The organism is Paraburkholderia phytofirmans OLGA172, assembly GCF_001634365.1.
In the GTDB taxonomy this organism is placed as follows: domain Bacteria; phylum Pseudomonadota; class Gammaproteobacteria; order Burkholderiales; family Burkholderiaceae; genus Paraburkholderia.
Genome location: NZ_CP014578.1, coordinates 1734685 through 1749883 on the forward strand (window position 1 = coordinate 1734685; position 15199 = coordinate 1749883).

Annotated in this window: 9 protein-coding genes and 3 pseudogenes; 8 read left to right on the top strand and 4 right to left on the bottom strand. The window is 60.7% G+C overall.

From position 1 onward, the window contains the following. Positions 1-143: 143 nt before the first annotated feature. From AYM40_RS07440 to AYM40_RS07450, 3 genes and pseudogenes are all read left to right on the top strand, one after another. Complete coding sequence (locus AYM40_RS07440; protein WP_158515256.1) at positions 144-6359, top strand: AAA family ATPase; 6216 nt, start codon at positions 144-146, stop codon at positions 6357-6359. A gap of 65 nt (positions 6360-6424) precedes the next feature. After that, positions 6425-6592, top strand: a pseudogene (locus AYM40_RS40075) (IS6 family transposase); the annotation flags it as partial. 129 nt (positions 6593-6721) lie between these two features. After that, positions 6722-7526, top strand: a pseudogene (locus tag AYM40_RS07450) (IS110 family transposase); the annotation flags it as partial. Between the two features lie 25 nt (positions 7527-7551). Here the strand turns inward: AYM40_RS07450 and AYM40_RS07455 are convergent. Then, positions 7552-7998, bottom strand: coding sequence for a hypothetical protein (locus AYM40_RS07455; protein WP_063495655.1), 447 nt, complete (start codon positions 7996-7998; stop codon positions 7552-7554). Between the two features lie 526 nt (positions 7999-8524). Here AYM40_RS07455 and AYM40_RS07460 point away from each other — a divergent pair. Further along, positions 8525-8839, top strand: coding sequence for a hypothetical protein (locus AYM40_RS07460; protein WP_063495656.1), 315 nt, complete (start codon positions 8525-8527; stop codon positions 8837-8839). Here AYM40_RS07460 and AYM40_RS07465 read toward each other — a convergent pair. After that, a complete protein-coding gene (locus AYM40_RS07465; RefSeq protein WP_063495657.1) occupies positions 8825-9163 on the bottom strand; it encodes an integrase core domain-containing protein in 339 nt (112 codons plus the stop codon). The genes AYM40_RS07460 and AYM40_RS07465 overlap by 15 nt on opposite strands. Then, positions 9138-9950 carry an IS3 family transposase gene (locus tag AYM40_RS07470; RefSeq protein ID WP_082854997.1) on the bottom strand — a complete coding sequence of 271 codons (813 nt, stop codon included), beginning with the start codon at positions 9948-9950 and terminating at the stop codon, positions 9138-9140. The genes AYM40_RS07465 and AYM40_RS07470 overlap by 26 nt, the downstream gene beginning before the upstream one ends. A 25-nt stretch (positions 9951-9975) precedes the next feature. On the opposite strand from AYM40_RS07470, the gene AYM40_RS07475 reads away from it, so the two are divergent. Further along, on the top strand, positions 9976-10995 hold the full coding sequence (locus tag AYM40_RS07475) for an IS110 family transposase (RefSeq protein WP_063495659.1): 1020 nt from the start codon (positions 9976-9978) through the stop codon (positions 10993-10995). Between the two features lie 277 nt (positions 10996-11272). Here AYM40_RS07475 and AYM40_RS07485 read toward each other — a convergent pair. After that, positions 11273-11524, bottom strand: a pseudogene (locus tag AYM40_RS07485) (transposase); the annotation flags it as partial. Positions 11525-11593: 69 nt separating this feature from the next. On the opposite strand from AYM40_RS07485, the gene AYM40_RS07490 reads away from it, so the two are divergent. From AYM40_RS07490 to AYM40_RS07500, 3 genes are all read left to right on the top strand, one after another. Continuing rightward, entirely contained in the window at positions 11594-12310 is a 717-nt protein-coding gene (locus AYM40_RS07490) for a transposase (RefSeq protein ID WP_236720916.1), read from the top strand. A gap of 142 nt (positions 12311-12452) precedes the next feature. Further along, entirely contained in the window at positions 12453-13583 is a 1131-nt protein-coding gene (locus AYM40_RS07495; RefSeq protein WP_063495570.1) for an IS110 family transposase, read from the top strand. Positions 13584-14011: 428 nt separating this feature from the next. Then, on the top strand, positions 14012-15145 hold the full coding sequence (locus AYM40_RS07500; RefSeq protein WP_063495662.1) for a porin: 1134 nt from the start codon (positions 14012-14014) through the stop codon (positions 15143-15145). Positions 15146-15199: the final 54 nt, after the last annotated feature.

Consider the following 15199-nt stretch of genomic DNA (forward strand, 5'->3'; position numbering starts at 1 on the left):
GACCGTGTAGACTAGTTGTCAAGCTTTGCATGTCACGAAATGGCGATCCTGGTCAACAGGCTGTGGGGCCTGCTTTCCCTGCGAAAGTAGAGATGCGACGGATAGCGATCAGGCGAGGTCGACGGCCGGACAAGGGAGGGGCAGTGACCATCGTAAATCATCAGATCTTTGACCGGATCTGCACGACAACGGGTTCAGAGCTCTACCATGGCCGCCGCTTGACGGACGGGATGGCGGTGCTGGTGAAACTGCTCCGCCCTGAACGCGCCGACGCTGCGCGGGCCGCTGGTTTCAGGCGCGAATACCTGCTACTACAATCGCTGAAGGTCGCAGGGATTGCCCAGCCGCTCGCCCTGATCGACGAACGCGGATGTCCGGCGCAGCTGCTGGAAGGCTTTGCTGGTGAGTCGCTCGAAGCCGTGTTAGGTGGCGCTCCGCAAATGCCACTTTCGGTTTGCCTAAGTATCGCCCACCACCTGGCCGATGCGTTGGCGGAAATCCATACCGCGCAGGTCATTCATCGAGATATCCGGCCTGCCAATATTCTGGTCGTGCCACAGACGGGGCAGGTTCTGCTGGTGGATTTCAGCGTTGCGACGGCCGGGGAACCTGACACTGTCTCGCCCGAGGGCGTCTTCGGACCCTCACACGATTGGGCCTACGTTTCTCCCGAGCAAACCGGCCGCATGAATCGTCCGCTTGATTTCCGGACCGATTTCTATTCGATGGGCGTGTTGCTCTATCGCATGCTGACCGGTCAGCTGCCGTTTCAGGCGAATGACCCATTGGAATGGACGCATTGCCACATCGCGCGCATGCCACCATCGGCTTGCGACATCGCGCCCGCGGTCCCGCAAGCGGTGTCGGGTATCGTGATGAAACTGTTGGCGAAACTACCGGACGACCGCTACCAAAGCGCGCGCGGGCTGCAGGCCGATCTCGATCGGTGCCTGACGCAATGGCAGGACTCAGGACGCATCGAGCCGTTCCGACTCGGCGCGGACGATATCCCGGAGCGCTTCCAGATCCCGCACAAACTGTACGGGCGCGACCCGGAAGTAGAGACGCTCCTCGCCGCATTTGAACGCATGGCAGCAACCGGCCGGGCGGCGGTGGCAACCGTCTCCGGGTACTCGGGAATCGGCAAGTCGGCGCTGGTCGATGCATTGCGCAAGCCGATTGTCGCGAAGCGTGGCTACTTCATTTCGGGCAAGTTCGAACAGTACCAGCGCGACATTCCGTATGCCACCATCACGCAGGCGTTTCGCGATCTGGTGCGGCAACTGCTGGCGGAAAGCGAAGCGCGTATCGCTGGCTGGCGGCGACAGATCCAGTCAGCGGTCGGGGTCAATGGCCAGCTTATTGTCGATGTGCTGCCCCAGATCGAGATCATCATCGGCAAGCAACCGCCCATACCGGCACTGCCGCCGACCGAGGCACAAAACCGGTTCCGTATGGTGTTCCGGCAACTCATCGCGGTGTTCACGAGCCAGGAGCATCCGCTGGTCCTCTTCCTGGACGACCTGCAGTGGATCGACGCGGCCAGCCTGGCGCTCATCGAGCACCTGCTCAGCCACCCGGACACGCGCTATCTGCTGCTGATCGGCGCCTACCGAGATAATGAAGTCAGCGCCGCGCATCCGCTGACGACCTGTCTCGATACGATCCGCAACAGTGGCGCGACGGTGGTCAACATTCAGCTCGCGCCATTGCCGCTCGTGCATCTGAACCGTTTGATGGCCGACACGCTCAACGCGCAACCCGCGTCCTGCGAGCCGCTTACGCGCCTGGTCTGTGAACGCACGGAGGGTAACCCGTTCTTCTTTATCCAGTTCCTCGATGCGCTGCACAGGGAGGGATTGCTGCGGTACGATGCGCAACACCATGCGTGGCAGTGGGACCTTGATCAGATCAAGGCAAAGGACTTCGCCGACAACGTCGCCGACCTGATGGTCGGAAAGTTAATGGCGCTGCCCGCGTCGGCGCAGGAGGCACTGCAGCTGGCCGCTTGCCTGGGCAACCAGTTCGATCTGCGTCATCTGGCGCTGGTCAGCCAGGAATCAGAGATCGACGCTCGCCTGCGCCTTGCGGCGGCGGTGGACGAAAGCTTGATCTTGTGCACCCATACCTGCGGCAAGTTCCTGCATGACCGGATCCAGCAGGCGGCGTATTTACTGAATACCGAAACGCACCGTGCTGAAGTTCACCTGCGCATTGGCCGGATGCTGCTGGCGAGCATGACGGCCGACGAACTCGCCGGACATCTCTTCGATGTCGCAAATCAGTTCAATAGGGGCGCCGCACTGCTGGTCGATCGGGACGAGAGGGCGCAGGTGGCCACGATCAACCTGCGTGCCGGACGAAAGGCCAAGGCATTAGCAGCCTATGCGTCGGCGTGCGTGTATTTTTCGGTCGGCATGGACCTGTTCGACGAAAGCGACTGGGCCAGCCAGTACGAACTCATGTTCAGCCTGTGGCTCGGACGTGCGGAGTCCGAGTTTCTGAGCGGTCACTTCGACACGGCCGAGCGAATGATTGGGCAGTTACAGCAGCGCGGGATGTCGAAAGTCGACCTGGCGGCTGCCTATCATCTCGAGGTTGAGATGCATGTCGTGAAGTCGGAGAACCGACAAGCTGTGGCGAGCGCGCTCGCTTGTCTGAACATGCTCGGCATTGACATCCCCGCACACCCGAGCTGGGAGCAGGTCCAGGCCGAATATGAGGCAGTCTGGCGTAACCTGCAGGGGCGTCCGATCGAGAGCCTGATCGATCTGCCGCTGATGACCGATCCCGAGCTGGAGGCCGCGATGCGTCTGTCGGCCATCTTCGCCGCCGCTTACTTTACCAACCTCCGTTTTTTTTGCCTGGTCGCCTGCCGCTTCGTGAATATCAGCATGCAGCACGGGATGAGCGACGGCTCCCCGTTCGCCTATGGCAACCTCGGATTCATGCTCGGTCCGTTCTTTCACCGTTACCAAGAGGGTTATCTCTTCAGCAGGCTCGCGTGCGAGCTGGTCGAGAAGCATGGCTTCATCGCCGACCAGGCAAAGGTCCACTACGGAGTGGGAACTGTTGCCCTCTGGACGCAACCGACCGTGATCGCGGTCGATCTCAATCGGGCGGCCTGTCGCCTTGCGACCGAGACGGGAGATCTTGCCACGGCTTGTTATAGCTATGAGCAGACTGTCACGAACCTTCTTCTGCGGAACGATCCGCTCGACGCGGCGTGGCGCGAATCGGAGATCGCCATGGACCTCGTCCGGAGGGCCGGGTTTGGCGACGTCAAGGACGTCATCGTGAGCCAGCAACGCTTCATCGCAAGCATGCAGGGCCGGACCGCGACCTTCTCCACCTTCAGTGACGCGCAGTTCGACGAAGCGGCGTTCGAGGCGCAACTGACGGAGGGCCGGATGACCATGATGGTCTGCTGGTACTGGATCCTCAAACTGAAAGCGCGGTTCCTGTCGGGCGACTACGTCGAGGCGCTCGCGGCAGCCGATAGGGCGAAGGCAGTGCTGTGGGCCTCATTCGGCCTCATCCAGATACTCGATTACTTTTACTACACCGCGCTGACGGTTGCCGCGCTCCATGAGAACGCTTCTGCCGAGGAGCGGAACGGATGGCACGATCTGCTCATGGCGCACCAGCTGCAGCTGCGCGAGTGGGCCGAAAACTATCCACCGACATTCGGCGACAAGCATGCACTAGTGTCGGCCGAGATCGCCCGCCTCGAAGGGCGGGACCCGGATGCAATGCGTCTGTACGAGCAGGCCATTCAGTTGGCACACGAGAACGGCTTTGTCCAGAACGAAGGCGTCGCGCACGAGCTTGCGGCGGGATTTTATCTGTCCCGCGGGTTCCCGACCGCCGGCCACGCCCATCTGGACGAAGCGCGCAATTGCTTTGCGCGCTGGGGCGCTGGCGGCAAGGTCAAACAGCTCGATGAACGGACGCCGCCGCTGCACGCACAGCCGGCTCCACCGTCCGCCATGTTGCCCGGCAACGTCACGCAACTGGATCTGCTGTCGGTCGCCAAGGCCTCGCAGGCCATCTCCGGTCACATCGTGATGGAGGACCTGGTCGACACGCTGATGCGCATCGTGCTTGAAAGCGCTGGTGCGCAGACCGGCCATCTGTTTCTCGCCCGCAATGCGAACCTGTTACTCGCGGCCGAAGCACGCGTCGAGCAGCAGACGATTCACGTGGGGCTGCATCTGGGCCAGGCGTTGCCTGCCTCTGCGTTACCCGAATCGGCATTGCCGGCATCTATCATCAATTACGTGGGGCGTTGCCGGGAGCGTATGCTGCTGACCGATGCGACCCTATCGAACCCGTTTTCGATAGACGACTACTTTGCCCGCCGGCAACCGAAGTCGGTGTTATGTCTGCCGATCATGCGGCAATCCGAATTGATCGGCCTGCTCTATCTGGAGAACAATCTGGCCACGCATGCGTTCACGCCCGAACGTCTGACGGTTCTGGAACTGCTCGCCTCCCAAGCGGCGATTTCGCTGGAGAACGCGCTACTCTACGCCGATCTGAAGCAGGAGAACAGCGAGCGCAAGCGGGCCGAGGAGGCGCTTCGCGAGCGCGAAGCGCGCATCCGGCGGCTCGGCGACTCCAACATCATCGGGCTGCTGTACTTTGATGTCGCGGGCAACGTCACTGAAGCGAACGACGCATTTCTTCAGATAGGGGGTCACTCCCGGCAAGATCTACTGTCCGGCAAGGTCAGTTGGGCAAACGTCACGTCACCGGAATATCGCGGCATCGATGCGCGGGCAATTGAAGAACTCAGGCAGACCGGGACTTGCCAACCATTTGAAAAGGAATATATCCACAAAGATGGCCGGCGCGTCCCGGTTCTGATCGGCGCCGCATTGCTGGAAGGTTCGCAGGAAAACGGCATCGCTTTCGTGCTCGATCTGACGGAGCGCAGGGAGGCGGAGGCAGAGCGAGCCGCGCGGCGGGCGGCCGAAGCGGCCAATCAGGCGAAGAGCGCCTTCCTGGCCAGCATGAGCCACGAATTGCGTACGCCGCTGAACGCTATCCTGGGGTATGCCCAGATTCTGCAACGCAGCGAGGCGCTTCGCGAACGGGAAATCGAGAGCCTAAACGTGATCCGGCAAAGCGGCGAGTTTCTGCTGACGCTGATCAACGATACCCTGGATTTCGCCAGGATCGAAGTCGACAAGTTGGATCTCAGCCTCTCCGACATTGAGCTTGTCCAATTCCTGCGGCTCATTGCTGACATCATCAACGTGAAAGCGGAACAGAAGGGCCTGAACTTCATATGCGACATTGCTGCGGACCTACCCAGCGGGATCCGAGCCGACGAAGGCCGGTTGCGCCAGGTCCTGCTGAACCTGTTAGCGAATGCGGTCAAGTTCACCGATCGTGGTGACGTAAGCCTGCAGGTCCGCTTTTCCCCACCCAACCGGCTGCGCTTCGCGGTGCAAGACACCGGGATCGGCGTGAGGGCCGACCAGCTTGATATCATCTTCCAGCCCTTCGAGCAGGTGAGCGACCCGCAGCGCCGGCTCGGAGGGGCCGGTCTCGGGTTGGCCATCAGCCGACGGTTCGTGCAACTGATGGGCGGTGACATCCAGGTCACGAGCCAGGTCGGTGCGGGCAGTACCTTCTGGTTCGAGCTGGAGTTGCCGGTGATCGAGACCGGGCTGGGGGCGCTACCCGAACAGATCGTGACCGGCTACGAGGGTCCGCGCAAGAAGGTTCTGCTGGCCGATGATGTGGCCACGAATCGCGCGATGACGACCGAGATGTTGAGCCGGTTGGGTTTCGACGTCATCGAAGCGGTTGACGGCCGTGAGGCACTGGTAAAGGCTCAAACGTGGCGGCCGGACTGGATCCTAATGGACGTCGTCATGCCGGAGATGGACGGCCTGGAAGCCATGCGTCGCCTGCGACAACTACCGGGCCTCAACGAATTGCCGATCATCGCGATGTCTGCCAGCGCATCCCAAGGCGACGAGGAGGATAGTCTTGCGGCCGGAGCGGATGCCTTCCTCCCCAAACCGATCGATCTGGACAAGCTCCTGACGCAGATCGCCACCCTGCTGAAGCTCCGCTGGACTTACGAGCCGCGATCCGTGCTTTCTGCGGAAGATAAGGCGGTGGGGCGGTTTCTTGTGCCGCCCCCGCAGGAGCTGCAACGACTCTATCAATTGATTCAGTCGGGCAACATGCGCGGCATCGTGCAGTGGGCGGAATACGTCACCGAACTGGACGAGCGCTATTGCCCGTTCGCTGACAAACTGCGCCTGATGGCCGAAGAGTACAAGTCCCAGGCGATCCTAACTTTTGTGGACCAATACCTTGAAAAAAGACTGGTGCCGTGATGTCGTGAGACTGTGTCACGTTGACGACGTGGTCGCGTAATATTGCGGGATGGCGGGATGGCGGGATGATGAAAACAAAATCGCTTTATCACGGTCACCGCCTTCCCGCCGCAGTCATCAGTTGCGCCGTGCGCTAGTATTTCCGGTTCCAGCTCAGCCTTCGCGACATCGAAGAGTTACTGTTCGAGCGCGGTGTCATTGTCAGTCACGAGACGGCTCAGCGCTGGTGCGAATGGAATGAACTGCCCCCGCCAACCGGTGAGGATATCCGGGATGTGCCTCCTCACTCACAGGCCGACGGAATTGAAATGCCAAAGCGGGAGGATCATAAGGATCTTTCCAGGCAAACCGGAGTGACGATCATGAAACATACGATCGTGGGTGTGGATATCGCTAAGAACGTGATGCAGGTTCACTGGGTTGATCCGGACAGCGGCGAGATCGTGAACAAACCCATTAAAAGGACGGTATTTCTCGAGTACTTTGCCAATCGCCCTCCCTGTCTGATCGGCATGGAGTCCTGTGGCGGTTCCCAGCATTGGGCTCGGCGCCTGATCGAAATGGGTCATCAGGTGAAGTTGATGCCCGCCAGATTCGTCAAGGCGTTCGTTACCGGAGACAAGAACGATTCGGCCGACGCGCGGGCGATCTATCTGGATGGCCACGCAGATGCCCAGCAAGGAAGTTGCCGTGAAGACCGAGGCGCAGCAGGCCATTCTGGCGCTGCACCGGATGAGGCAACAACTGGTGAAGTTTCGCACGATGCAAATCAACAGCCTGCGGGGTCTGCTGACCGAATAGGGAGAGGTGATGGGAGTAGGTCGTGCCGCACTCGACAGAGTCATCGCAAGCGTACTGGAGAGGCTGTTGAGCCGCCTGCCGGCGATATTCATCGATACGCTTCGCGAACAGTGGAATGGGCTGGCGGCACTGGACCAGCAGATTGCCCAGATCGAGCGCCGTTTGCAGGCGTGGATGAAACAGGACGAGGCAGCCAGGGCGATCGCAGCGATACCAGGAGTGGGCCTTCTGACTGCAACAGCGGCGGTAGCCACGATGGGGCATGCGAAGTCGTTCAGGTCTGGCCGTGACTTCGCAGCGTGGCTCGGTCTTGTACCTGGGCAAGCCGGTTCCGGGGGCAAGGTGGAGCTATTGGGAATTAGCAAGTCAGTATGACTCCCGTGAGGCAAGGCTAGCCGCCGTGCAGATGTAAGCGCGGGTTAGCATTGCTGCCAGAGCCGCATTGAGTGGCGATTGAACCGTCATTCAACGGTTCTTTCCGGCACGGAGACCCCTCCCTGGTCAGCAGCCGACCGGTCCAGTGCCTTGATCCGCTCCACCGCCTTGCTGCCCCCTTGCCATGCCAGACCAACCACTTGGCGTGGGTGATTTCGGTCTCCACCGACTCCCGTTCCAGCGCGGCGATCAGCTTGCTGCCGAACACGGAACGCTGCGCCGCCTGGAACTTCATCGCGATGTGGACCCAGTCGAGGATCCGGCCGCGAACCAGCTGACTGCCCTGGACGGCCTTCTCAAATTTACCAGCGTCGTCGCTGATCACGGTCACGCGTTCATCGCTCCGATCACGGGTGCCACTGAACGAGATCACCTTGTCGAGCGGCAGCACTTCCTTGAGCATGGCCGTGGCCTGCCGGTATGGCAAATGGACTGCCCACTTCGCCTAGAGATATTCCAGCTCCGGCGCAACGCGCCTGGTTAGGGCTTTCGACAAGGGATGCTCCGCACGCTGTGGCGTCCGCGCAGTCCGCTGGCAAGCACACGACCACAGCCGCGGACTCTTCACCGTCACTTTGCCGTAGATGGTGCGCAAAACCGTCGACCGACTATCCTTGTGGCTCGAGGCCGCTCCGCACCGCCGGCAGTGCATCTGCCCGGATGCTCCATCCTGTCACCTGCTTCGCAACCAACACGGATTGCACCCTGGCCAAAGGGATCGCCCCTCTGCGAGGGTAAGACCCAGTTGAGACAGGCTGCGGTCGCGGCGCTCGATTACGATCATGACTCCATCGTCCTCGACAACATCGCAATCCTCGTCTGCCAGGCGTGCTTCGATAATTAAACGCATGGTTTGCTCCCCACCGTCACGGCACCGATGAGATTAACCCGCGAGGCCGCCACCACGCCGAAATGATCGAATTTCTCCCATGGCAGCCTCCTCAAGTTTCGCACGCTCCCAGCTGGCCCGTGCGCGTCTGATTGAGCTCACTCAACCCCGTATCGATTCGATGCGCTGGAACGGTCTGAGGCTGGTCGCCGCCGACGGCAGCCGCCTGCGGGTCGGCACGCGTGCGGGCTATGACCTGCGCGCCGATCACTACGCTTTTGCCCTGTTCCTGCCGGGGCCTGAGCTGACCTTGCACGCCGCGCTTCATCCCGCCGACGGCGCCGAGCGGCAGATGCTGTTTGAGGTTGACCCGGTTGGACGGACAGATTTGCAGTTGGGTTTAATGTGTTGTTGATCCTCCATGAACTGTTGGGTCGCGGGTTGTCCACGGCCGGGCGGCGGGTCGCCTGTCACGACCATGACGCTGCCCGGCGGTGGGCAACCCGCGCTGCGATGGCGTTTGCTCCTGCGCATGCAGGCTTTCGAATTCGAGCGGTGTGCGATAACCGATACTGCTGTGCAGGCGCCGTACGTTGTACCAGCCCTCCAGGAATGAGAAGATGCGCCGCCTGGCCTGCTCATGGGTATCGAAGTGTTCTCGCATCAGCAGCTCGGCTTCGAGCGTGCCGAAGAACGACTCGCACATCGCGTTGTCATAGGCGTCGCCGGCCGTCCCCATCGATGGCTGCACGCCTGCCTCGCGGCAGCGGCGTCCGGTTGAACTCGCCTTGGCACCCCTGATCCGAATGATGGATCACGCCCACGGGCCGCCGCTGCGATAATGCCATGTCCAGTGCGCGTAGCATCAGTTCGGTGTACAGATGGTTCGACATCGCCCAGCCGACAATACGCCGACTGAATACATCCAGCACTACGGCCAGATAGAGGAAACCCTCGCCGGTCGGAATGTAGGTGGCATCAGCCACCCACAGCACGTTCGGCGCGGCGGCGCTGAAGTGGCGGCGCACCAGATCGGGCGCGCGCCGCGCCCCCGCGCGCTGGTGTGTGGTGAGCTTCCAGCGCCGGCGGGTGGCCCCGCACAGACCATCCATACGCATCAGACGCGCCACCCGTTTGCGCCCCACGTGCACTCCATCACGCCGCAGCTGCACATGAATACGTGGCGCCCCGTATGTGCCACGCGAGCTTGCATGCACGGTGCGGATACGCGCCAGCAGCTGCGCGTCACTGCGTGCATGCGCCGATGGCTCTCTTGTCAGCCACCCGTAATAGCCGCTCGTGGAGACCCTGAGCAGCCGCGCCATCGTGGCGATGGGCCAACGGGCCCGGTTCGCTCTCATGAATCCGTATCCTTCGGCGATACGGCTCCCGTCTCCCGGGCAAACCAGGCCGCTGCGTGAGAATGAAATGAACGCGTCCCACCCCGAAGCCGTGAGAGCGGAAGATGTGGGTAGATCCTCACGGGCCAACGGCATCGAAGTGCCAAAGTAGGAGAATGTACGCATTTCCCGTCAAACCGGAGGATCCACGATGAACAGCATGGCAGTGGGCGTAGACATCGCCAAGAATGTGTTCCAGGTGCATTACGTCGATCAGGCAACTGGAGAGGTCGTGAATAGGCCGATCAAGCGGGCAAAGTTCCTTGAGCACTTTGCGAATCGCGCTGCGTGCCTGATGGGGATGGAGGCGTGCGGTGGTGCGCATCACTGGGCGCGGGAACTGACGAGGATGGGTCACGACGTCAGGTTGATGCCGGCGGAGTTCGTGAAGGCATTCAACATCCGCAACAAGAACGATGCGGCGGATGCGCGGGCGATCTGGCTGGCGGTGCAGCAGCCGGGCAAGCCGGTAGCAGTGAAGACCGAGATGCAGCAGGCGATGCTGGCGCTGCACCGGATGCGTGAGCAGCTGGTGAAGTTCCGCACGATGCAGATCAACGGATTGCGTGGACTGCTGACGGAATACGGCGAGGTGATGAGCAAGGGGCGGGCGAAGCTGGATAAGGAAATCCCGGCGGCGTTGGGCCGGATCGCCGAGCGTCTACCCGCGGCGCTGATCGATACGCTGCGCGAGCAATGGAACGGGTTGACGAGGCTCGACGAGCAGGTTGCCGAGATCGAACGCCGGATGCGCGAATGGAAGAAGGAAGACCGGGCGGTGAAGTCGATCAGCGAGATTCCCGGCGTGGGGTTGCTGACGGCGACGGCGGCGGTGGCGATGATGGGCGATCCGAAGGCATTCCGCTCGGGGCGGGAGTTTGCGGCGTGGACCGGGCTGGTGCCGAAGCAGACTGGCTCGGGCGGCAAGGTGAATCTACACGGGATCAGCCGGCGTGGCGACACATATCTACGCACGTTGCTGATTCACGGCGCGCGAGCGGTGTTGACGCATGCGAAGGAGCCAGGTCCATGGGTCGCGGAGATGAAGAAGCGGCGGCCAACGAATGTCGTCGTGGTTGCGCTGGCCAACAAGATGGCGAGGACGATCTGGGCGGTGCTCGCTCATAACCGGCCGTACCGGAAAGATTATGTGAGTGTGAAGCTGGCCTGAGCGGCTCTCGCGAGCTAGAAGATCAAAGTTTGACACAGGGTGAACGTCGATAGGTTGCGGAGCAGTCGAGTGTGATGACAAGCCAGGTAGGACCAGGACTCGCCAAACCTGAATACTCTCTCGAGCTTCGAGCTCGCCGTGAGAATGAGGCGCGGGTCAGCAAATTTCATAGGGGCCCGCAGCGGCAGGACCGGCTGCAACAAGGCCGGATATAGAACTGCAGCCCATCCTGTCTGTCGGAACACAAGAAAACTGTCGCAAAGGGACGCGTTCATATAGAGAGTATGTCTCTTTCCATCTTCAACTGACGATTCTCACGACGCAGCCGCGAAAGCTCCTGCCGCTCGGCGGTGGTCAGCCCGTCATGGCGCATGCCGGCATCGCGGCCGGCCTGTGCCACCCAGTTGTAGGTGGTCTGCGCGGTTGGCTCGAACTCCTTCTCCAGCTCCTCGGGTGTTCGCCCGGCCTTTACCAGTTCGACCATCTGTGCCCGGAATTCCGCCGGGTACGGGGTACGATGCTTGCCCATTTCGGCACCTCCTCTTCAAAAGGATAGGCGTCCGTTTTTGCGGGTCAACTTCAGTTCGAAGCGCTTGATGTGCTGCAGCCCGGGACCGATCTGCTGCTCGATCGTGGTTATATCGGCAATACGATGGTGGCCGCGCTGGCGCAGCGCGAGATTGACTTCTGTCTGCGTGTCGATACCCGTGGCTGGAAATGCGTGAGCGCCTTTGCGCGCAGTGGCGAGGCCGAGCGCATTGTGACGCTGCCCGCGCCCAACGAACAGGACGCCCGCGACTATGAACTCGCGCGCAGGCCCACCACCGTGCGCCTGATCCGTGACGTCACGCCCAGCGGCCGGGCGCGTGTGCTGATGAGCTCGCTGCTGGACGGCAAGCGCTATCCGGCGGCCGCATTCGGTGCGCTCTATCATCGCCGCTGGCGCATTGAAGAAGCATTCAAACGCCTGAAGCACCGGCTGCGGCTTGAGGCTGTCACGGGACTGGATTACCTGGCGCTGCAGCAGGACTTCGGCGCAAAGACTGTCGCAGACAATCTGTGCACCTTGCTCGGCGAGATGGACGTGCCAACCGGAGAGGACCTCACCAGTCGTCCAAACAGGCTCTACGCCCTGGGTGCACTCAAACCCATCCTCGGCGGGTGCCTTCTGCGCATTGGGCGCTGCCTGGACCGGCTCGCTGATGTCATCGCCATCATTCACCAGACCCGATGTCGCATCCAGCCCTCGCGCGCCTACTCACGACCACCCAGAAAAGCCACGCCCCATCATCATCTTGCCTACAAGATCGCTTGATGCAATGGGGCTTAAGGCAGTATGACTTTCCGTGAGGCAGTGGCTGGCCCGCCGTGAGAAACCCAACGCGGGTTAGCATTTCTGCCAGAGCCGCACGGTGTGGACAGCGCCACACCCGGCGATTTCCGGCACGGAGGCCAGCATGGAACACGATAGCACGGTGTACGTTGGACTGGATGTTCACAAGGAGTCGATCACGCTCGCCTACGCGATCGGCATGGGCGAGGTGGAACTACTGGGCAAGACCGGTACGACGAAGGCCGATATCGATCACCTGTGCAAACGCGTGCAGTCAAAGGGGCGACATGTGCGCGTTGTCTACGAGGCCGGTCCATGCGGTTACGGCCTTTACCGACAGCTTGTCCAGAAGGGGTTCGACTGCATGGTGTGCGCACCGTCGCTGATTCCGAAGAAGCCTGGAGAGCGGGTGAAGACGGACCGGCGTGACGCGATCAAACTGGTGCGCGCGCTACGCGCGGGTGACCTGTCGGCCGTGTACGTGCCGGGTGTCGAAGACGAGGCGTTCAGGGATCTGGCCCGTGCGTGGGCCGCGGCCAAAGACGATCTGAAGCAGGCGCGCCAGCGGCTGAAGTCGTTCCTGCTCCTGCACGGCGTGCGCTATACCGGCAGCGCTAATTGGGGTCCCGCACACCGACACTGGCTGAGCCAGTACTCGTTTGGAAACGGGTGGCAGCAACTGGCGTTTGAGGAGCATCGACGCACCATCGAGGACCGGCTCGCGCAATGTGATCGTCTTGAAGCGGCGTTGCGCGAAGCCGTGGTCAACTGGCGGTTCTATCCGGCTGTACTGGCGCTGCAGACGATGCGCGGCGTGCAGTTCACCACCGCGGTGGGCATACTCGCCGAGCTGGGAGACCTGAGCCGCTTCGAGCATCCACGCCAGTTGATGGCCTGGCTGGGCGTGACACCGTCAGAACACTCCTCGGGTGACCGGCGTCGTCAGGGCAGCATTACCAAAACGGGCAATAGCTACGCCCGAAAGCTGCTGGTCGAGGCTGCCTGGAGCTACCGGTACCCGGCACGCGTGAGCCCGCAGATCCAGCGCCGGCACGAACGCATCCCCAAACCCATCATTGATCGCGCCTGGGATGCCCAGGTTCGACTGTGCCGGCGATTTCGCAAACTGGCAGCACGCGGCAAGAGCGTGAACATCGCGGTGGTCGCGGTTGCCCGGGAACTGGCCGGTTTCATATGGGACATCAACCGGCTGGCCATGTCGCTCGCCATACCGCGGACTCCACAGGCAGCGTAAGCGCACGAACATTGAACGTCTAACGAACATCTGGATGAGTTTCCTGAAGGCGGCGTAGCCCGGTACCCGAGCAACCCGCGGCTCAACTTCGCAACGGGCCCCACCCGATTTGCGGCTTAAGAAAGCGGCAGGCTCATGAGACGGACCTCTGTAATGCGGTAACCAACCCGCGGATATCAGTGTGATCCACCGTCGAGACTTACTGCTACGTCGCCCTCAGGAAATTCACGCATCCTATGGATGCAAAATGAAAACCGATCCCGATTGACACGGAAAGTCATATCAGTTGAGAGCATTGCGGAGCGCCGCAGGACCTCCTGAGCCGCATGATCAATTATTCGCCATAAAAATTAGATTTCCTGGTTTACGATTAGTAACCGTAATAGAAAAATGAAGTATTACCTAACCTCCTACTACGGATTTCCGCCATGAAACGCGTTTCCTTAATTGCTGCCTCTCTGGCCGCCGCTTTCTCCAGCATGTCTGCTCAAGCTCAAAATTCTGTCACCTTATACGGAATCATCGACACGGGTATGACCTACCTTCATAACTCAGGGGGCGATAGCACGCAGATCAAGATGTCCAACGGAAACGAATCAGGTACGCGTTGGGGAATGAATGGAACAGAAAACCTGGGAGGCGGGCTTAAGACAATCTTTACCCTGGAGGCCGGCTTTAGTCCGACAACAGGACAGATACAACAAGGCGGACGATTTTTCGGCCGGCAAGTTTTTGTGGGGTTGACAGCGGACCGGTGGGGCACTTTGACCGTTGGTCGCCAATACGATGCGACGACGGACCTGGTGCTGCCCGTACAGGGTGACAACTTTCTTGACGGGGTCTTCACGTCTCCCGGAGACGTCGACAATGCCGATGCGAGTGCACGATTCAATAACTCGATTAAATATGCCAGTCCTGTCTGGGCGGGCCTGCAGGCTGAGGCAATGTATGCAGTCGGGGGCGTCGCCGGGGCGAGCGGGTCGGGGCAGTCGTACATTGGCGCGCTGGCGTACACGGTCCACCATTTGAGCCTCGCGCTCGGTTACACGCATATAGATAACGGTAACGCGATACTTTCGACCCGCGGTACAACAACCTCAGACACGTTGTTTAATAGTGCGGTCAACAGCGCCTATGCGTCAGCTAGCGCGATAGACATTGCTCGCGCCGGCGCGGCATACGCCGCAGGCCCGGTCACATTCGGCGGCTATTACAGTTTCTCGAAGTATCAGTCAGATTCCCGTTCCACCTTCGTTACCCCCGAGAAATATAACAACGGATCTATTTACGCTAATTGGCAGATTTCGGCCATTCTAAATGCCGAAGTAGGCTATACGTATATGAAGTCTAGTGGAGATTCTTCTGCAAAATATAATCAATTCGCAGTAGCTGCCGATTATTTTATCAGTAGGCGCACTGATTTCTACGCATGGGCTGCCTACACCCACGCGACCGGTCAAAACGGAATGGGCAGCGCGCAAGCGGTGATTGGATCGACCGACATTAATGCGGGGGCGAGTTCGCAAGCGAACCTGACCGTTGGCATTCGACATCGTTTCTGACGGTGGTCTGACGTTCTGTCGCCGTGGAAGGTTTGTCGCCGAACGGTATCCGTC

Bases quoted from the DNA above. Each gene is read 5' to 3' on its own strand.
- AYM40_RS07495 (WP_063495570.1), top strand. From the start codon at position 12,453: ATGGAACACGATAGCACGGTGTACGTTGGACTGGATGTTCACAAGGAG.
- AYM40_RS07475 (WP_063495659.1), top strand. From the start codon at position 9,976: ATGAACAGCATGGCAGTGGGCGTAGACATCGCCAAGAATGTGTTCCAG.
- AYM40_RS07455 (WP_063495655.1), bottom strand. From the start codon at position 7,998: ATGCTCAAGGAAGTGCTGCCGCTCGACAAGGTGATCTCGTTCAGTGGC.
- AYM40_RS07460 (WP_063495656.1), top strand. From the start codon at position 8,525: ATGGCAGCCTCCTCAAGTTTCGCACGCTCCCAGCTGGCCCGTGCGCGT.
- AYM40_RS07470 (WP_082854997.1), bottom strand. From the start codon at position 9,950: ATGCGTACATTCTCCTACTTTGGCACTTCGATGCCGTTGGCCCGTGAG.
- AYM40_RS07465 (WP_063495657.1), bottom strand. From the start codon at position 9,163: ATGGGGACGGCCGGCGACGCCTATGACAACGCGATGTGCGAGTCGTTC.
- AYM40_RS07500 (WP_063495662.1), top strand. From the start codon at position 14,012: ATGAAACGCGTTTCCTTAATTGCTGCCTCTCTGGCCGCCGCTTTCTCC.